This is a genomic window from Streptococcus sp. C150, from assembly GCF_000187445.1.
GTDB classification, from domain to species: Bacteria; Bacillota; Bacilli; order Lactobacillales; family Streptococcaceae; genus Streptococcus; species Streptococcus raffinosi.
This window is the reverse complement of record NZ_GL698449.1, coordinates 1,062,426-1,082,067: the sequence shown is the minus strand read 5'-3', so window position 1 is coordinate 1,082,067 and position 19,642 is coordinate 1,062,426. Positions and strand designations below refer to the sequence as shown.

Below are 19,642 nucleotides of genomic sequence, written 5' to 3'. Positions count from 1 at the left end.
TCAATATTTTGATTTGGGCTTTTTGGTTGTTTTTTATCTGTACGACGAATAAGAATCATTTTAGTCGATTTTTGGAGTTGTTTTATACTTGATTCGCTCGTCCATTTTCATCAAAGTGATAAGTCACACCTTTGATGGTACGTGTTTGGTTGGTGACTAGTTCACCAGAGTTTTCGTCATAATAACGAGTACCCTTGTAGTCTGTAACGAAATCGCCCTTAACTTGTTTACCTTCATAATCAAAGTAGAGGTGTTGACCATTGATGACTTGATCGAAGAGGAGGGCCTTACCATCGTTACCGAAGTAGTACCAGTGTCCGTCTGCATAGACGAATTGATTAGTTACAGCAGCTCCAGTTTCAGCGTCAAAGTAGTAGGTTGGATTGTCTTCTGGGTTGTCAGGGAATGAAATGTAAAATTTAGGTCTAGCTAATTGTCCACGAACTTGTTCGTTTGTTTCGTATTTGTTCATTGGATTGGCAGAGAAATAGTAAAGCTTACCATCAATTTTTTTGAAACCTGCGACTTTTTTACCATTTTCTAGGTAGAACCAACTACCGCGAGATTTAACAAAACCAGTTTTTTTCACAGCTTCGCCAGTTTCATCATCATAGTAAGGTGGATTTTGATATATGTTAAAGGAACCACGAAGGACCCTTCCGTTTTGCTCAATATAGTAATCCTTACCATCAATAGTTATTTCCCCAGTTCGTCCATTACTGCTAAGGTAGTATAAATCGTCACCAATCTTAATAAACTGATCACGAGGGAGTTCTTTCCTTGCGCCACTATCTTTATCGTAGTAGTAACCATCAAGAACAGTATCTTTAGCTTGAACTCCATAAGAGTCAAAGTAAACGTGTACTCCATCAATGGTTTGTGAGCCTGTTAGGATGTTCCCTTGTGCATCTGCATAGTACCATTTACCATTATTATTGAAGTATTGATTTTTTACAAGAGCGCCGGAATCTTTATCGTAGAATTTAACTGGGCTAGTGTAGGAGTTTGCTTTAACCACATCCCCATTACTATCAGTAAATTCTCCTTTAATCTGATTGCCGTAATATGGATCAAAGTGAACCTGTACCCCGTCAATGGTTTGATTGCCTTTAAGGATTTTTCCTTCTCCATTAAGGTAGTACCAGTTGTCGTTGATGTAAACGTAGCGATTGGTACCAAGGTCTATTTTAGCACCAGAATCTTTGTCGTAGAAGTAGCCATCATCGCCAAAGACACCTTTGGCTTGTTTACCATCATAAGGGTCAAAGTATACAGGAACATTGTTAATAGTTTGAGATCCTTTAAGTCGTTCACCGTCATTTCCAACATAATACCAGTCTTTGCCGACTTGGACATAGTTATTGGTAACAAGTGCACCAGTTATTCCATCGTAATATTTACCATTCCATGCAAAATTCCCTTTAACTTGAGCACCAGTTTCTTTGTCAAAGAAATATTCAACGTTGTCGATGACAGTTGCTCCTTTGATGGCCTTGCTATCGGCTCCGATAAAGTAGGTTTTGTCTTTAACTGTTACGAAACGATTAGTAACTAAATTTCCAGAGTCTTTATCGTGGAATTGATTTTTATAGTCAAAATCTCCTTTAACCTGTTTACCACCATATTCAAAATAAACGTGAGCGCCATCAATAGTTTGTTCACCTGTCAAGATTTTTCCATCTTCACCGACATAGTACCAATTTCCTTTGACCTGAACATAACGATTTGTACCAAGGTTGACACGATTACCGTCTTGATCGTAAAAGTAACCATCATCACCAAAATTGTCGAAAATCTGGCTTCCCTCGTATTTATCGAAGTAGACTTGTTTACCGTCAATTGTTTGAGGACCGGTTAACCGAATTCCTTGGTCGTTAACATAATAACGTTCATTTCGATGTTTGTAAGGATTGTAAGCGATAACATATTGATTGGTGGCAAGAGCGCCAGAATCCTTATCGTAGTATCGAGATTTATTATCTCCCTCATCTCTGACAAAATAACCTTTAACTTGAACACCGCCTTGATTGAAGTAAACCTTAACGCCATCGATGGTTTGTGGTCCCTTTAAAATAGCACCATCATTTCCAGCATAGTACCATTCCCCGTTTAATTCGAAATAGCGGTTAGTACCAAAATCTACTTGTTTACCATATTTGTCATAATAACGGCCATTAGGAGCAAACCTATCCTCAACTTGTTCACCATACTGATCAAAATAATGCCACGCTCCATCAATTTCTTTGGAACCAATTGCCTTGTTACCATTTTCATCAACGTAATAGGTTCTACCATAATTTTCAACGAATTTATTAGTAACAAGAGCACCAGAGTCTTTGTCATAATAGTGACCGTCCCAGTCAAAGTCCCCTTTAACCTGAACGCCGCCTTGATTGAAGTAGACCTTAACGCCATCGATGGTTTGTGGTCCAGTTAGATCTTTACCGCTAGCATCTTTGTAATGCCAGTATCCATGCTTATCGCTGTAGTAATAACCACCAGTGACATTTGTTTCACTGTTCGAAGTTTCTGTAGATGTAGCTGTCTCACTGGCAGCTCGGTCTGTAATTACAGCTTCACGTGTTTGAGCTTTGGCTGATTCTGCAGGAGCTTGGCTAGTAGTTGTTGAAGCTATTTCACTGGTAGTTTCAGAGCTTGCTGTAGAAGTTGTGGCTTGCTCTGAGACAATTGTAGTGCTTTCAGTGTTGGCGGTATTTTCAGTAGCAGCTGGTGCTTCGACAACTTTTGCTTCGACAAGGTCTGCTGTCGTTTCCACATTGGCAGTTGTAGCAGCAGTCGTGTCAAGGTTTGGTGAGCTATCAGCTTTAGCTTCCTCAGCAAAGGCAGGTCTTGCTATGATGGCAAAACTTGCAAGGGCAGTTGCACATGAAAATGCAAGTAGACGTTTTTTGGATGGTTGTCCAGCAAAATTAGAATGTACTTTCATAATTTTCCTCCTTTTCCTAAGTCCTATTATAACGTAATTTAATCGTGTTTCAATAAAATTAAGACACTTAGAAAAAATAAGAAAGAGCTTCCCTAACTTTTTACTGGAAAAAATTTTTCACAGTTTTTTCCTCCAACGGTTCTTAAACGCAAAAAAATCCAGGACTTATGCCCTGGATTTAGGAGATTATGAAAAAGAAAAGTTTTAGGATAGTTATAGTATATAAAGCAAAGCCTAAAGTTTTCTTAAAGTAGAAGATGAGTATTTTTGTGATTTACAAAGAAAGTTGCTGTTAGCTAACTAAAAAATTTAGTAAAGATTATGGTCTATAAACTAAGATGTCATAACCTGTATTCATTTACTAAAAAAGCAGTAAAACCTATAGAAGCAAGCCTTCTAATTTAGTGATTATTCTGTCCATTCTGACAATAGATGCTTAAATTGTCCCCATACAGTTTGTGAAAGTGCTACTTTTCTTCAAAAGTTATCCTGTGTAAAATAAGGGTCATAAAAACATATGAGGTGATTGCTATGACAAATCGTTACGACTTAAATAAAAATTTGGCACAGATGCTTAAGGGAGGCGTCATCATGGACGTTCAAAATCCTGAGCAGGCACGTATTGCAGAAGCAGCTGGAGCAGCTGCGGTTATGGCCTTGGAACGTATTCCAGCTGATATTCGTGCGGTTGGCGGGGTATCACGTATGAGCGACCCTAAGATGATTAAGGAAATTCAGGAAGCTGTCAGTATTCCAGTTATGGCCAAGGTGCGTATCGGTCATTTTGTGGAAGCACAGATTTTGCAAGCGATTGAGATTGATTATATCGATGAGAGTGAAGTATTAACACCTGCCGATGATCTTATTCATGTGGATAAAACCAAGTTTGATGTGCCTTTCGTCTGCGGAGCCAAGGACCTCGGTGAAGCCCTTCGTCGTATTTCTGAGGGGGCATCAATGATTCGTACCAAAGGTGAACCGGGTACTGGTGATATTGTCCAAGCAGTTCACCACTTACGACTCATGAATCAAGAGATTCGTCGCATTCAAAATCTCAGAGAAGACGAGCTATACATTACTGCCAAAGACTTACAGGTGCCGATTGACTTAGTCCGTTATGTCCATGAGCATGGCAAGTTGCCAGTTGTCAATTTTGCGGCTGGTGGTGTAGCGACGCCTGCCGATGCTGCGCTTATGATGCAGTTGGGTGCTGAAGGTGTCTTTGTTGGTTCAGGTATTTTCAAGTCTGGCGATCCTAAAAAACGTGCGGAAGCTATTGTCAAGGCGGTGACTAACTTTGATCGTCCTGATATTTTGGCGCAAGTGTCAGAAGACTTGGGTGAAGCCATGGTTGGTATCAATAAGGATGAAATTGAAATTTTGATGGCAGAACGAGGAAAATAGATGACAAAAATCGGAATACTGGCTCTTCAAGGTGCTTTTGCGGAACATGAGCAGGTTTTAAATTCCCTTAGTGTCCAAACGGTGCAAATCAGAAATCGGCAAGATTGGGAAACTCACTCTGACTTAGACGGGCTCATCCTACCGGGTGGCGAGTCGACAGTGATGGGGAAACTTTTGCATGATTTAGACTTGTTTGAGCCGATTAAGGCGAAAATCGAGAAAGACTTACCTGTTTTTGGGACCTGTGCAGGTCTGATTTTGTTGGCCAAAACCATAGTAGGCGACCAAACAAAACATTTGGCAAGTATGGACATCAGTGTCGCACGCAATGCCTATGGTCGTCAGCTGGGCAGTTTTGTCACCAATGCTGACTTTAAGGGAATTGGTGAGATTCCCATGGTCTTTATTCGTGGACCAATCATTGAAACCGTTGGACCAGAAGTTCAAGTTTTATCTCAGGTCAAGGGAGCCATCGTGGCAGCCAAGGAAAAAAATATGCTTGTCACCTCATTTCATCCAGAATTAACAGGTGACACAAGGGTCCATGCCTATTTTCTAGAGATGGTGGCTCAGGGCAAACAAGACAAACTATAATGCTAAACTCTTCATATGATTACTCTTCCACGCAAAAAAATCCAGGACCTATGCCCTGGATTTAGGAGATTATGAAAAAGAAAAGTTTTAGGATGGTTATAGTATATAAACGAAACCCTAAAGTTTCCTTAAAGTAGAGAAGAATTTATGAAAAATAGGTAAAAAGGAAGTTTGCAGTTGGTCGACTTAGTCCCTCGAAAAACGTTCTTGATATTTTTTATTGAAAAACCATTGTAAATCAACACGAGGCTTATCCTCTAATTTATTCACTATGGGAGTAATTATTTCATCAATATAGTGTTGGGCTTCCCTCTGTCTTTCTTCACTATCATCGTAAATATCCTTTCCCTTGTCAGGTCTTTGATAATAGTAAGTATAAAATTTACCATTATCACTAAAATAATAAGTTCGATAATTTTCTTGAGGAGTTCCTTTAGGAATAAGTGCATACTGAATAGAATTGCTATCAGGAGCCTGAGTTAGAATGGTCCCTTCTCCATTTATAATTGAATTATTACCATCTGTATCATACCTTAATCCTTTAATGTTTGGGTCATCTATTGAATCTAGATTATCCAAAATCATCACCATTTCAGGATTAGTATTTTTGGCGTGTGGTAAATGCTTTGCATAATAAATAAAATAGGTTGATAAGTTATTATTGATGTAAATCATCCCTCCTAAAAAAAGGATGATGATTATTCCCAAACTGGCAATGAATAGCTTGATGATAGATTTGTGATGCATAGACTATCTCCTACGTTTCTTTATTGATTTTTTCTTTGGAGTAAATGCTTTTTTTATTGTTTTCACAATTTTTTTGACAGCCTTCTTGACTGATTTAGGTCCTGTTTTAGTGACAAAGGTTTTAGTGGCATTCCAAGCTTTTGTGGTCGTTTTCTTGATAGACTGTACCACATTGATAAATTTATTGTTTACTTTCTTAGCTGTGTTAACTACAGGTTTAATGATTTTTTTATTAATAGTTTTAGGTACTGTTTTAGTGACAAGAGTTTTAGTAGCATTCCAAACTTTTGTGGATGTCTTCTTGACAGACTGTATCACAGGTTTGATAAATTTATTATTTATTTTTTGAACTTTGTTAACTACAGGTTTAATGACTTTTTTGTTAACAGTTTTAGCCACTGCGGAAGCAGTTGTCTTTAGTGGATGTTTTAGAAATTTGTCAATGTTCCCATCATAAAGAACCGTATCAAGTTTATGAATGTTCTTTCCAATATCCTTATTTTTCCCTTTAAAGACAGAGTAAAATAAGGCGCCTACCCCACCTACTGTTAGAAAAGCTGAGACAATCTCCATAAAGGAGGCTAGTTGCGCTTCTCCCTTATCTTTCCCTTGATTTTTCCCATAAACTTCTAAAAAAAGCTCTTTGCGTTTACTATCTAAATCTTTCTGTCCATAATACTTTAAGATACGCTCATCGAGGGGTAAATCTTTGTAGTCAGGATGTCTAGCTAAAATAATGGCATCCATATCAGTAAAAATATCTGTTTCAGGCATTGAGGTTAACAAATCTCCGACCAATGAATTCTGTTGAAGAATGTTATTCCTCTTATTGTCATTATTGTAAATCTCAAATAATGGATTTGAACCTAGAAAAGAAGGATATAGAAGTGAACGAGAGGACACATATTTCATGGCTTCATCAGAAAATTTTTGTTGTTCTAAAGAAGCTAGCGTTGTCATAACATGTGCAAAATCGATTTTACCGTCAGAATGGTTTTTCCGTATTGTTGTTTTTACATTATCTGGAATATCGAGTGTCGTTCCTTTATACGTGTTATAAAGGTTTTGTAGAAAGTCTTCACGATATGAAGGAGAAGCTAGCGTTAAGGCAATATCTCTATTTATAGCATTTGTATTATTGCCATTTTTCTTCTTGGCCTCCTCCCCAATTTTTTTAATAAAAGCAATCAAGTCGGTCTGTTGAGGACCATCTTCGAGAGTGTTAATAATTCCTGTATTAATACCAAACCAATCTTTCTCCTTAGAAACTGAGTTTTTCTTTGGTATTTGTGTTTCTATAGAGGAGCTCTCTTTCACTGAAGGTTGTGTTGTAATTGTTGGATGTGGAAGAGTTCCCGTATAGGTCGGCGATACTGTTCTTGTGATGACTTGCCCTGACCCAAAGTTTGGCTTGGCATAGGTATAAAGTCTTGATACAACATTGTTTTGTCGCTGATAAGTTGGGGTTATAGTAACCTTCGGAGAAGACTTCTGAGTAGGCTTTTTAGGTGTATTATCTTTCTGAGGAGTTGGAGCTGGTTTAGGAACCACTTTATTGTTGTGGTATAAGATAATAGGGGTAAGAATTGCTTGAGGCTTCTCAACTTTTTTAGGAGCGATTGGTTTTGCCATAAAAGCAGGTGCTGTTGGTGGTGTTGGAGGATTTAAAATGCCGCCTTTAACCTTAACATCTGAGTTAAACGCAAACCAATCCGCAAAGCCATTGGAATTTCCAAAATGAAAACGGATCCTCTCAGTTGATTTTCCGACAATAGCTCCGATGTAAGCATCTGGACTAGTTTCACTATCCCAATCGCTAGCTAAGGATGCTTGAGGAACAGAACTATAATTTAATGCATAATTATCTTGAACAGTAATAGTTGAACCATTAATGGGGATAAATCTTCCGTTGTAGTTCCCAACAAATTCTCCCTCACCATTCAGGGAATTGATGCTGGCAAAACTAGTTAAAGCGTAATTGTCTTTAGTAGGCAAAATTTCTTTACCAGCGGCATCATAGAACTGGACTGTCATCTCCATCTCAAAGGAACTTTGAGTAACGCCATCTTTGTTGTAGATATGCGTATAAGAAGTGACAGTAGGGTCATCAATAGCTTGAAAAATCACCTTACCAGAATAGTGGGTCGTATCAATGAGACGATAAGTAAAACGAACTCTTTTTAATTGATAACCCGAAAAACTTGAGTGCTCAAGGTTAGAATAATCTACCACGACGGTATCGCCAATATCCATCAAGGCAGTATTCCATCTTCCTGTTGTGATAACGGTTTGACCTGGTGCATAGGCAGTAACCGTCCCAGGATCCATCCAACCGTGACTATCCTTAACGACCGTCTCTAAAATCTCATCAGGAATAATATTACCCGTAAAGGTCTGAGTGGCATTTGGCTCGGAACGAAAAATGAGGTTCTGAGCTAAAACTTCAGGAAGGTACCCCGTTTTGTTGGTGTTTCCTAAAGCAGTATTGTAATCTTCATCATAACGGGCTTTAGCCAGATTATATGTTTTTTGATCAATGTTATATTGGTGGACCTTCTTTTGATAATCCTGATATTTAACGAACTCATCCTGATAGTCTTGTTCTTGCTTTTGATAGTTTTGATAATCTTGTTCGGCCTTTTGATAAGCGGACTTTGCTTCTCGGTACTCTTTGGTGACCTCGTTGACCATTTCTATCTGCTCAGTATAATCAGCCTGAGCTTCTTGAGTTGTATCGAAGGTTTCCTCTTTGGTTTCAAGAGCAGTGATACCTTCAGTAACTGCTTCAGAGATGGCTTGATTCAATTGGCTACTATCAGTATAATTGTGTGATGTTTCAGCCGTTGTTGCTTCATCTGTTGTCGCCACAGCATCTGTGGCAGGTGTTGTCGGTGGTGTCGTTATTTCTTCAGCCAACACTTGCGGTGTAAGTAATAACAAACTACTGAATAAGCCAATCCCTAAGGATTGGTAATGCTTACGTTTCATAACTCTCCTTTCTAAATTCCTTGTATTATACCATTAATTTTAGAAAGCTTAAAGAATCCTTAACCATAAAGTTATATAACTTTATAGATAGTTTCGTAAGTAAATGCCTCTTTTGACTCTTTATCCCCTTAACGCAGGAATTTTCATTATCCCTTATTCTAGGAGTGTATTAAAAACTAGAAAGAATCATTTGCTTATGGTAAAACAACAAATGGATTTTCAATCTGATAATTTAATGGCTGATTCGCTCCAGATAGAAAATTATCTGAAGTAAGGAAGAAGTTGCCACTTATGTACCGTTCATCTGGGAATTGAAGATGGTATTAGTTCCTATCTGGAGCGCTATCAACTTGCTTCTCCACGGCAGAAATTTAAGATTTTCTATTTTCTACTTGTTACGGTGAGAAGCTCAAGCGATTTTTAGAAGAAATTCGAGGTAAGCAGTATGTTTAGTTGGTTAGAAGCTATTTTTATACTTTGGTCCAACTGGCAAAGGTGAACCGACTTAATGCTTTATTATTGGTTAGCTTTTTAGCTTATCTTTGTTACTAGGGATATAAGCTAGTACGTCAACCGATGATGACCTTTTTTCAGTTGATAAAAGGATGGTTCGATAATAGGGAAACTATTAAGAAGCGTATCCACCATAAAAAAGAAGGCCTGCTGAACCTTTGGAAGCATCATCAAGATATTGACTGAAAATCATCTGGCAAAGACAAGGGGAAGATGATTTGGTCGTTAGTCAAGCAACTTGCTACAGCGATTCCATCTTTCGTAACAATAAATAACTTGGATTGTAAGCAATTTCTCTACATAATATTTCTTCTATAATTGGTGCTAAGAAAATAGCAGAAATCACAGTTTGAATAGAGTGAGTAGAGTTCTCTCCTTTAGTAAGTATAAAGTCATGATAGACAAGATTTAAAGCGTTTACGCAAGTTGTTTGGCTTGCTTTTTTATTTTCTAAAATTATCAATATAGTGTAAGCAAATAATAAGGTTTACGTAAAATATTCGACATATAGGGCTTACTTTGGTTACAAAGGATGCTCATTCGCTCTAATGTATGAGGATTGAAAATAGATGAAAGCGAGGTTTTCTTTGTCATTTAACAAAAAATAAGAGATTTTAAAAAAAGAGCTTTCTAAGATAAAAAGGTATGGGTTACATAGCTTTACCTTGCTTTTCCGTGAGAAATATGACTAGAAGGTTAGTCTTATGAGATTAGGGTTATGCGACTGTAATTGTATTCGCTATTGATATGGCTTATCATATTAGGTGTTAAATGGAAAAAGCATAGAAAGGTGTATGTTATGGAAAAGAAAGTTGGATTTAAACTACACAAGGTTAAGAAAAATTGGGTGACTATCGGAGTTAGTACTCTGTCAATGGTTGCTTTAGCAGGTGGTGCCTTTTTGACAGATCAATCTGCAAAGGCAGATGAAGTGCCAGTTCCTAATAAGGGCGGTTATGAACAATCAGATGCTGGTATTGAATCAAGTGCATCACTGGTTAATCAAAGCTATACGCCAACCTTAACAGAAGATGCTACTTACGTGTCAGCGGTGCCATCAAACTCTGGAAGTCAAATGACTGCAAGATACGAGGCGTCATCATCTTATTCAACAGAAGGCTCATCAGCGTCTGTTATTGGTGCTGGAGTAACTAGTGGTGGAGAGGTTATAAGTACTGGTCAAGGAAGTGTGTCATCAGGTACTTCACAGGCTTCACAAGGTGCACAAGTCACTGAAACACAGACCTCTAATACAACTACACCTGGTTCAGGTTATCAATCAGGTAGCAGTTCTGCATCAGTGAGTGTTAGTTCGTCAAGTTCTTCAAGCTCATCAAGTTCTGCATGGTATTCTTACTCGTCTTCATCATCATGGTCTTCATCATCTGATGCTAGTGGATTTGCGGCATTTACGACGAATTGGCCTGATTTGAATGCTATTAATTTAAATGGTCGTCGTAACACAACAATCACGATTACAGCTTCTGGAACGACTCCAAATGTAACCATTATTTCAAATTCAAATAAATTGATTCCTAATGTGTCAGTGACAAATTCAAATGGTTCAACTCCGAATGTCACTATCATTACCCAAGGAAACAAACAAAATAATTCAGGTTATCAAATCATCTCAGGTGAGACAAAACCAAGTGTAGATTCAAACACTCACAAGTCATCATTTGTCCGTGTAGGTGAAAATCAATGGTATTATTTTGACCAAAACGGCCAAAAAGTGAAAGGTGAACACGTTATCGATGGTAAGACTTATTACTTCCTAGATAACGGTCTTCAAGCTCGTGACTATCTTCTTAAAGGTGGCGACGGCTACACTTATTACTATGATAAAAATGGTGTCAAAGCCATTAATGGTTTCTACGATTTTGCAGGTTACCGCAAAGATGTCCGCTACTTTGATTGCTATGGGCATATGGCAACTGGCCTCGTTGAAATGTCTGGTGTGACCTTCTACTTTGACACGCAAACAGGTATCCAAGCTAAAGACAAATTTATTCGTTTTGCTGACGGTCATATCCGCTACTTCATTCCAGATACTGGTTACATGGCGGTTAACACCTTTGTTCAAAACAAAGAAAACCAAGCTTGGTACTACTTAGACGAACATGGATATGCTGTGACAGGAAAGCGTATCATTAATGGTAAGGAATACTGTTTTGATGCAGAAGGCCGTCAAATCAAAGGTCAATTGGTGAATCAAGGCAGCACAAGTTACTACATTTCTGCTCAAACGGGTGAAATGGCTGTGTCACGCTTTATCTTTGAAAATAACAACTGGTATTACGCTGATGCTTCAGGAAATCTCGTTCAAGGAGCAAAAGTGATTGATGGCAAACAGTATTACTTCAACAAAGATCACAGTCAGTTAAAAGGTGGCTGGGCTGAAGGGCGTTATTATGATGCTGTCACTGGTGAAGCAGCCATCAACCAGTTCATCCAAATGGCGGCTAACCAATGGGCTTACCTCAACCAACAAGGTTACAAGGTAACAGGCCTTCAAACCATTAACGATAAGGTTTACTACTTTGGTAACAATGGTGCGCAAGTTAAAGGTAAAGTGCTTACTATCAATGGTAAGAAATGTTACTTTGATGCCCACACAGGTGAGCAGGTTGCCAACCGTCTTGTCGAAGTGACACGTGGCTGCTGGTATTACTTTAACGCAGCTGGTCAAGCGGTGACAGGACAACAGGTTGTCAATGGTAAACACCTTTATTTTGACGCTTCAGGTCGTCAAGTGAAAGGTCGCCATGTTTATGTTGGTGGTAAACGTCTCTTTTGTGACGCCAGAACTGGCGAATTGCGACGTGGTCGTTAAATTAATATGATTTAAGAATCTAGAGAACTTTTTCCCTTTCCAGTTTCAATTATTAATTTTTCCTATCAAATCTCTAGGTTATTAAATAATTCAAAGCCAGCAGTTGCTGGCTTTTGATTTTCCTTGACTGATGAGGTGATAGCAGTAGCTCATTTTAGCGATTTAACATTTTATATATCAGGGGAAATAGAAAAAAGCCAGCAAACATCGCTGACTTTTTTCGATAACCCGATATAAAATGCGAGCCAAGGTTTTACCTTGTTTCCTCATATCAATAGTATTATGTTTTATTCAAAAAGTCAACTGATTTTTTGAAAATTGATTCAAAGAATTTTTTTAAAGATGTTGAATGGTTTATCATCTCACTATTCTCATCATATTTGTTTAATACTTCAATTCCTTCTTTATACCGTCTGTTATTAAGTTCGTCGGAGCAAATTTTTGAGTGTATATAAAACAAATTAACTAAATCAATAATTTTGGGATACTTAACTAATCCGTTATTGATACCCATTGTATTTGAAAATGATTTGGTAGATGGATAAGGTCTTGGAATCATATCCTCTTTTAAAAATAGATTGATTAAAAATACATCATTATGAGCACAAGAGTTACGGATGTTCTTAATGAATCTGTGTTCCTTAGCATAAAGTTTCTCGTATTTAGGGGTTCTAGATTCAATATAGAACTCTAAAAATTGGACTAACGTTCCAAAATCAATAATTTCCATAAGGACCCAAGATGAAATTTGTGTTCTTTTACGAAACATGTCTAATCGATATTTACTGCTTCTAAAATGTGACAGTACCTCATTGAACTTTTTAGGAAATTTATCTTGAAACTCTTTAACAATTGTATAACCATCCTCGTTATCATCATCAGTTAGGATTCTCATAAGGTTGGTTCTTGTTGCATGTTCAATGTCTAAACAAAGCATGAGTAGATATTCTCTCAAACGTACATCTAATTTAGCAGTGGCAACGAGATGATCAAATGTTAACTTATCATATCCCCCTTGAGGAAGTTTAGGGAAATTTTTTCTATAACTAGAAATTTTATAATAGTAACTTCTAGTTTTGAGATAGTTTTCAATTAGATCTTCAGTATAGCTACCAGGAGATATATTTTTATCCTCAAGTTTTTGAATAAGATCTTTAAAAGATAATTTGGGTTTCATTATTTCTCCTATTTTTCTCAATACTTACACCCCTATATATTTGAGGTAGGTACGTTCTTAGCAGGTTGTAAGATGAGGTGTGTAATCGTTATCATGGTTAGATTATAGCAAAGAATTTTACGAAAAGAAAACTTTCTTATTTTTTGATAAAAGACCTTTTATATTTCACACAATATAAAATATAAAGTGTTCAAAAATAAAAATTTCTTCGAAAAAGATAATAAGTTGAGATGTGCTCCCCTTGTCTCTAATTAAAAGGAAAATTTAAAACTACTCGTTAAAATAAGATGACTTTGGCTTCCGTTGAAAGTTCTGAAACCGACCAAGGAATACTGAACTATCCTAGTTATAATCGGCTGAAAACGGGGTATAATTATCAAAAAGACTCAGTTACTTTTGATCAAAGAGTAAGGGTGTTATGGAACTTAATGTCACAGATAAAACAACTTGTGTAAAAATACCAACGAAGAGTTTCGCGGGCTACCAAACATGAAAAGCGCCATGACCTTCGAATGAGTTAATCACGCAGTTTTTCACAGTTATATGTCAGTATCTCTAGCCAAATCCTTTATTTCATCTTAGAAATGAAGGTTTTTTTATTTAAATTTACATTAATTTTGTAGGCTTGGGAGGAGTTGTTAAAAAGTCCCTAGCCTAATGATTATCGTTAGTTATGTCATCTCTAGTTTAGGAGTTACCTCATTTAGACCACCTTTCTGAGAAAAGAAAGGTGCCTACATTAAGCTGACATTATAGTTGTGTAATTGTATTCCCTTGTCAAATAGCTTATGATAGAAATATTATAAGGGAAAAAGGTTATACATTATGGAACAAGAAGTACGCTTTAAACTGCATAAAGTGAAGAAAAATTGGGTAACGATTGGGGTAACAGCACTCTCAATGGTTACCGTTGCTGGTGGCACTTTGTTGGAAGACCAACAGGTTCAGGCCGATGAGCAAAATGCTGCGAATCAGTCGGGTGATAGCAGTCAGGATTTGCTTCGAGAAGCGTCTGCCACAACTAATGATACAGCAACTACAGTAGCACCAACTATCTCAGCAGATGCCAATACTGCTAGCGTCAACATTCCTGTCGCAGATGCCACTAACACGACAACAGCTGCCACAGATAGAGCAGCGGCACCTACTACAACTGCAGCGACAGTTGATACTAACTCAGGTCAAGCAGCACCAAGTACAAATGTGCAAGCAGCTGCGGCTGATACGAGTGCTACACCTACAGATACAAATACAAACACTAACGCTTCAGTAACTGCAACGGATCGTGCAGTAGCTACTGATACGGCAAATACAGAAGCTCGTACACCTAGTCGTCGTGCCTTGGCAGAAACTCGTGAAGCCAACACCAACACGTCAACTGGCATCCAATGGATCAACGGCAAACAATACTATGTCAATAGTGACGGTAGTGTGCGTAAGAACTTCGTTTTTGAGCAAGATGGTAAGTCATATTACTTTGATGCTGAAACAGGGGCTCTTGCGACCAAGTCACAGGATGAATTTTCAACAGAACCTATCAAGGCAGCTGTGGATTTTTCATCTGGAAATCAGCTCTACAAAAACGATAACAAATCTTTGGACCAACTCGACACCTTCATCACTGCGGATGCTTGGTACCGTCCAAAGAGTATTCTCAAGGATGGTAAGACTTGGACAGCTTCAACTGAAGCGGACAAACGTCCTCTCTTGATGGTTTGGTGGCCTGACAAATCGACTCAGGTTAACTACCTTAACTACATGCAAAATCAAGGTCTTGGTGCGGGATCATTTTCAACCAACTCTAGCCAGGAAAGTCTAAATCTAGCTGCTAAAGCGGTTCAGACTAAGATTGAAGAACGTATTGCGCGTGAAGGCAATACCAACTGGTTGCGTACAAGTATCGACCAGTTCATCAAGACTCAGCCAGGTTGGAATAGTAGCACTGAAAATAGTTCATATGACCACTTACAAGGCGGACAGTTGCTCTTTAACAACAGTAAGGGTGATACTGGTAACCGTACTAGCTACGCCAACTCTGATTATCGTTTGCTTAACCGCACACCGACAAACCAGAGTGGGACACGTAAGTATTTCAAGGATAATTCTATCGGTGGTCTTGAGTTCTTGCTTGCCAACGATATTGACAACTCAAACCCAGCTGTTCAGGCGGAGCAACTTAACTGGCTCCACTTTATGATGAATATTGGAAGCATCATGGCCAATGACCCAACAGCCAACTTTGACGGTTTGCGTGTCGATGCTTTGGACAATGTGGATGCCGACCTTCTCCAAATCGCTTCAGATTACTTCAAAGCAGTCTATGGTGTTGACAAGTCCGAAGCTAATGCGATCAAACACTTGTCATACTTGGAAGCGTGGTCTGCCAACGACCCATACTACAACAAGGATACTAAGGGGGCACAACTGCCGATTGATAATGCCCTTCGTAATGCTCTTACCAACCTTTTGATGCGTGATAAAAATACACGTATGCAGCTTGGGGACATGACTGCTTTTATGAATAGTAGTTTGAATCCACGTGGTGCTAACGATAAGAACGGTGAACGTATGGCTAACTATATTTTCACCCGTGCCCACGATACTGAAGCGCAAACCATTATCCAACGTATCATCCGTGATCGTATCAACCCAAATCTGTTTGGTTACAATTTCACCCGTGATGAAATCAAGAAAGCTTTCGAGATTTACAATGCGGATATCAATACAGCTCACAAGACTTATGCGTCATACAACTTGCCATCTGTCTATGCCCTCATGTTGACCAACAAGGACTCTGTGACACGTGTTTATTATGGAGACCTCTACCGTGAAGACGGTCACTACATGGCCAAGAAGACGCCTTACTTTGATGCCATCGATACCCTTTTGCGTGCCCGTATCAAGTATGTGGCCGGTGGTCAAGACATGGAAGTGAAGAAAGTCGGAAATGATGGACTTTTGACTTCTGTTCGTTATGGTAAGGGTGCCAATAACAGCACTGATTGGGGAACTACTGAAACCCGTACGCAAGGGATGGGTGTCATTTTGACCAATAACTACGATTTCCGCTTGGGTAGCAATGAAACTGTAACGATGAATATGGGTAGAGCCCACCGTAATCAGCTTTACCGTCCATTGCTTTTGACGACTAAGGATGGTCTAGCAACCTACCTCAACGATTCTGATGTACCTTCAAACCTTCTTAAACGTACCGACTGGAATGGGAATTTGACCTTCAATGCCAACGATGTTTTTGGTGTGGAAAATGTGCAAGTATCAGGTTACCTCGGTGTCTGGGTACCAGTCGGGGCTAAGGCTAACCAAGACGCACGTACACAGCCAAGTAACCGTGCCAATAGTGATGGTCAAGTTTACAAGTCTTCAGCAGCCCTTGATTCGCAAGTTATGTATGAAGCCTTCTCAAACTTCCAAGCTTTTGCGGACGATCAGCCAGAACTCTACATGAACCGTGTCTTGGCTAAGAACACTGACTTGCTCAAAGCTTGGGGTGTTACATCTGTTGGACTTCCACCACAGTACGTTTCAAGTAAGGATGGTACCTTCCTCGATTCAACGATTGACAATGGTTATGCCTTTGATGACCGTTATGACATGGCCTTGAGTCAAAATAATAAATATGGCTCACTTGAGGACCTCCTTAACGTCCTTCGTGCCCTCCACAAAGATGGTATTCAAGCCATTGCTGACTGGGTGCCAGACCAAATCTATAACCTTCCAGGTAAGGAAGTGGTGAATGCCACACGTGTTAACGGCTACGGTTATCACCAACAAGGTTATCAAATTGTGGACCAAGCCTATGTGGCAAATACCCGTACAGATGGTACAGACTATCAAGGTAGATACGGTGGTGCCTTCCTTGATGAGCTGAAAGCTAAGTACCCATCTATTTTCAACCGTGTGCAAATCTCAAATGGTAAGCAGTTGCCTACGAATGAAAAGATTACAAAATGGTCTGCTAAGTACTTCAACGGAACCAACATCCTTGGACGAGGCATCAATTATGTCCTTCGTGATGACAAGACCAACCAGTACTTTAATACTTCAGCCAACGGCCAACTCTTGCCAACACCACTTCGTGACACAGGTGCCATCACAAGCACTCAAGTCTTCCAACGTCGTGGACAAGATGTTTACTTCCTTCGTGATAATCAAGTTATCAAGAATGAATTTGTTCAAGACGGTAACGGTAACTGGTATTACTTCGGTGCTGACGGTAAGATGACCAAGGGTGCCCAAAACATCAATAGCAAGGATTACTATTTCTTTGATAATGGTGTTCAATTGCGTAACGCTCTTCGTCGTGCTAGCAACGGCTATACTTACTATTACGGTTTAGATGGTGCCATGATTAAGAATGCCTTTGTTGATTTTGATGACAAACATCAGCAAGTTCGTGCCTTTACGACTCAAGGAACAATGGTAGTGGGTAACCTTCATTGGAGTGGTCACCATTTCTATTTTGACCGTGAAACTGGTATTCAGGCCAAGGATCGCATTGTCCGTACCGATGATGGCAAGTTGCATTACTATGTTGCCCAAACAGGTGACATGGGACGCAATGTCTTTGCGACAGATAGCAGGACAGGCAAACGTTATTACTTTGACGCTGATGGTAACACTGTGACTGGTTCACGTGTCATTGACGGTAAGACTTATTACTTTAACCAAGATGGTAGTGTCGGTACGGCCTACAGCAATCGTGCAGATTCTATTATCTTTGAAAATGGTAAGGCTCGCTATATCACCCCAGCAGGTGAGATCGGACGTAGCATCTTTGTCTACAACCCAGCAACAAAGGCATGGAACTACTTTGATAAAGAAGGTAACCGTGTCACAGGTCGTCAGTACATTGACGGTAACCTCTATTACTTCAAGGAAGATGGTAGTCAGGTTAAGGGCGCTATTGTTGAAGAAAATGGCATCAAGTATTACTATGAGCCGGGCTCAGGTATTCTCGCTAGCGGACGCTACCTCCAAGTAGGCGATGACCAGTGGATTTACTTTAAACATGACGGTTCACTTGCTATCGGCCAAGTTCGTGCAGACGGTGGCTACCTCAAATACTTTGATAAAAATGGTATCCAAGTCAAGGGGCAAACTATCGTCGAAGATGGTCACACTTATTACTATGATGCTGATAGTGGGGCTCTTGTAACAAGTAGCTTTGCTGAGATTGCACCAAACCAATGGGCTTACTTCAACACGGAAGGCCAAGCCCTCAAAGGCAAGTGGACGATCAATGGCAAGGAATACTACTTTGACCAAAATGGTATCCAATACAAGGGCAAAGCTGTTAAGGTCGGTAGTCGTTACAAGTACTATGACGAAAACGACGGTCAACCTGTAACCAACCGCTTCGCTCAAATCGAGCCTAACGTCTGGGCTTATTTCGGAGCAGACGGATATGCCGTAACGGGCGAACAAGTTATCAATGGCCAACACCTTTACTTTGACCAATCAGGTCGCCAAGTTAAAGGGGCCTACGTCACAGTCAACGGCCAACGCCGTTACTATGATGCTAACACTGGCGAATATATCCCAGGAAGATAAGCAGTAGTGGCCCCTGTGACTGACCAGAGAACAAACAGCCGAGAATGAGGGAAAATTCTCAAGAAGAAAGATCGTGAAAACTGTCTTTTTTTGATAGGTAGAATTCAAGGAGGTTTCAGTATTTACAAATGATTAGTCAACTTTCTACTTTACACGTAATGTCATTTAATATACAATAGCCTTACAAATCAGGAGGAAATCATTATGGGTAAAACAGCAACGATTAATGTTAGAGTTGATGAAATGGATAAAAAGTCAGCTGAACAGGTATTAAATCAATTAGGCATGCCAATGTCAACACTGGTTACTTTGTTATTGAAACAAGTCGCTCTAACTAAAAGTATCCCATTCACTATTTCTTTGCCAGATGCACCATCGTCAGTAAGCGTTGATAGTATGAGTGCTGATGAATTCGGAGCTATGATGGTTGAGGCTTATCATGAAGCTGATATTGGGGATGTTCGACCTGCCAATGACTTCTTTAAGGAATTCCGAGAAAAGCACAAATGACATCAATTAGAGTTAATATCACCAAGTGTGCAGAGAATGATTTAACAGCCATCTATGATTATATCAACCAGAAACTTCAATCTCCTCAAGCGGCAATGAAACTATTTAACAGACTAGCCAAGGCAATTCAATCATTGGAAGTCTTTCCCGAAAGGTGTGCTATCGTTCCAGAGTTCATAGATTTAGGGCTAAAAGTTAGACGTCTAGTTATAAAAAACTATTCTATCTTTTACCGATTGGACAATGATGTTGTAACTGTTATCAGGATTTTGCATCATTCGAATAGCTTAAACACATTGATAGGTCAATTAGGAAAAGATATGTAGAGAAGTAATCGTCTGATTACTTTTTTTGTCCG

The 19,642-nt window shown here is 39.2% G+C and carries 10 protein-coding genes and 1 pseudogene; 7 read left to right on the top strand and 4 right to left on the bottom strand.

The genetic code is table 11. The features are described from left to right. Positions 1-82: 82 nt before the first annotated feature. Positions 83-2,947 (bottom strand): glucosyl transferase, encoded by a 2,865-nt coding sequence (locus HMPREF0848_RS04990; protein WP_008535054.1) that lies wholly within the window; start codon positions 2,945-2,947, stop codon positions 83-85. Positions 2,948-3,478: 531 nt separating this feature from the next. On the opposite strand from HMPREF0848_RS04990, the gene pdxS reads away from it, so the two are divergent. Beyond that, on the top strand, positions 3,479-4,351 hold the full coding sequence (pdxS, locus tag HMPREF0848_RS04985; protein ID WP_008535052.1) for a pyridoxal 5'-phosphate synthase lyase subunit PdxS: 873 nt from the start codon (positions 3,479-3,481) through the stop codon (positions 4,349-4,351). Beyond that, positions 4,352-4,945, top strand: a complete 594-nt coding sequence (gene pdxT, locus HMPREF0848_RS04980; RefSeq protein ID WP_008535050.1) for a pyridoxal 5'-phosphate synthase glutaminase subunit PdxT — start codon at positions 4,352-4,354, stop codon at positions 4,943-4,945. 186 nt (positions 4,946-5,131) lie between these two features. Here the strand turns inward: pdxT and HMPREF0848_RS04975 are convergent, their stop codons facing one another. Both HMPREF0848_RS04975 and HMPREF0848_RS04970 read right to left on the bottom strand, forming a co-directional pair. After that, positions 5,132-5,692: a hypothetical protein gene (locus HMPREF0848_RS04975; RefSeq protein ID WP_008535049.1), complete on the bottom strand. Its 561-nt coding sequence runs from the start codon at positions 5,690-5,692 to the stop codon at positions 5,132-5,134. Between the two features lie 3 nt (positions 5,693-5,695). Beyond that, the gene (locus HMPREF0848_RS04970) at positions 5,696-8,680 is read right to left on the bottom strand and encodes a GbpC/Spa domain-containing protein (protein WP_008535047.1); all 2,985 of its coding nucleotides are present in this window, start codon (positions 8,678-8,680) and stop codon (positions 5,696-5,698) included. A gap of 196 nt (positions 8,681-8,876) precedes the next feature. On the opposite strand from HMPREF0848_RS04970, the pseudogene HMPREF0848_RS10845 reads away from it, so the two are divergent. Together HMPREF0848_RS10845 and HMPREF0848_RS04965 are read left to right on the top strand one after the other, a co-directional pair. After that, positions 8,877-9,133, top strand: a pseudogene (locus tag HMPREF0848_RS10845) (hypothetical protein). An 859-nt stretch (positions 9,134-9,992) separates the two neighbouring features. Next, complete coding sequence (locus HMPREF0848_RS04965; protein ID WP_008535043.1) at positions 9,993-12,026, top strand: KxYKxGKxW signal peptide domain-containing protein; 2,034 nt, start codon at positions 9,993-9,995, stop codon at positions 12,024-12,026. A gap of 280 nt (positions 12,027-12,306) precedes the next feature. Here the strand turns inward: HMPREF0848_RS04965 and HMPREF0848_RS04960 are convergent, their stop codons facing one another. After that, on the bottom strand, positions 12,307-13,203 hold the full coding sequence (locus HMPREF0848_RS04960; protein WP_008535041.1) for an Abi family protein: 897 nt from the start codon (positions 13,201-13,203) through the stop codon (positions 12,307-12,309). A gap of 825 nt (positions 13,204-14,028) precedes the next feature. Between HMPREF0848_RS04960 and HMPREF0848_RS04955 the strand changes: the two genes are divergently transcribed. From HMPREF0848_RS04955 to HMPREF0848_RS04945, 3 genes are all read left to right on the top strand, one after another. Continuing rightward, positions 14,029-18,774: a glycoside hydrolase family 70 protein gene (locus tag HMPREF0848_RS04955; protein ID WP_037608949.1), complete on the top strand. Its 4,746-nt coding sequence runs from the start codon at positions 14,029-14,031 to the stop codon at positions 18,772-18,774. 204 nt (positions 18,775-18,978) lie between these two features. Beyond that, the gene (locus tag HMPREF0848_RS04950; protein ID WP_008535036.1) at positions 18,979-19,284 is read left to right on the top strand and encodes a type II toxin-antitoxin system RelB/DinJ family antitoxin; all 306 of its coding nucleotides are present in this window, start codon (positions 18,979-18,981) and stop codon (positions 19,282-19,284) included. Further along, complete coding sequence (locus HMPREF0848_RS04945; protein ID WP_008535035.1) at positions 19,281-19,610, top strand: type II toxin-antitoxin system RelE/ParE family toxin; 330 nt, start codon at positions 19,281-19,283, stop codon at positions 19,608-19,610. The genes HMPREF0848_RS04950 and HMPREF0848_RS04945 overlap by 4 nt, the downstream gene beginning before the upstream one ends. Positions 19,611-19,642: the final 32 nt, after the last annotated feature.

Coding starts and splice junctions, on each gene's coding strand:
- pdxT (WP_008535050.1), top strand. CDS start 4,352: ATGACAAAAATCGGAATACTGGCTCTTCAAGGTGCTTTTGCGGAACAT.
- HMPREF0848_RS04960 (WP_008535041.1), bottom strand. CDS start 13,203: ATGAAACCCAAATTATCTTTTAAAGATCTTATTCAAAAACTTGAGGAT.
- HMPREF0848_RS04945 (WP_008535035.1), top strand. CDS start 19,281: ATGACATCAATTAGAGTTAATATCACCAAGTGTGCAGAGAATGATTTA.
- pdxS (WP_008535052.1), top strand. CDS start 3,479: ATGACAAATCGTTACGACTTAAATAAAAATTTGGCACAGATGCTTAAG.
- HMPREF0848_RS04970 (WP_008535047.1), bottom strand. CDS start 8,680: ATGAAACGTAAGCATTACCAATCCTTAGGGATTGGCTTATTCAGTAGT.
- HMPREF0848_RS04955 (WP_037608949.1), top strand. CDS start 14,029: ATGGAACAAGAAGTACGCTTTAAACTGCATAAAGTGAAGAAAAATTGG.
- HMPREF0848_RS04990 (WP_008535054.1), bottom strand. CDS start 2,947: ATGAAAGTACATTCTAATTTTGCTGGACAACCATCCAAAAAACGTCTA.
- HMPREF0848_RS04965 (WP_008535043.1), top strand. CDS start 9,993: ATGGAAAAGAAAGTTGGATTTAAACTACACAAGGTTAAGAAAAATTGG.
- HMPREF0848_RS04975 (WP_008535049.1), bottom strand. CDS start 5,692: ATGCATCACAAATCTATCATCAAGCTATTCATTGCCAGTTTGGGAATA.
- HMPREF0848_RS04950 (WP_008535036.1), top strand. CDS start 18,979: ATGGGTAAAACAGCAACGATTAATGTTAGAGTTGATGAAATGGATAAA.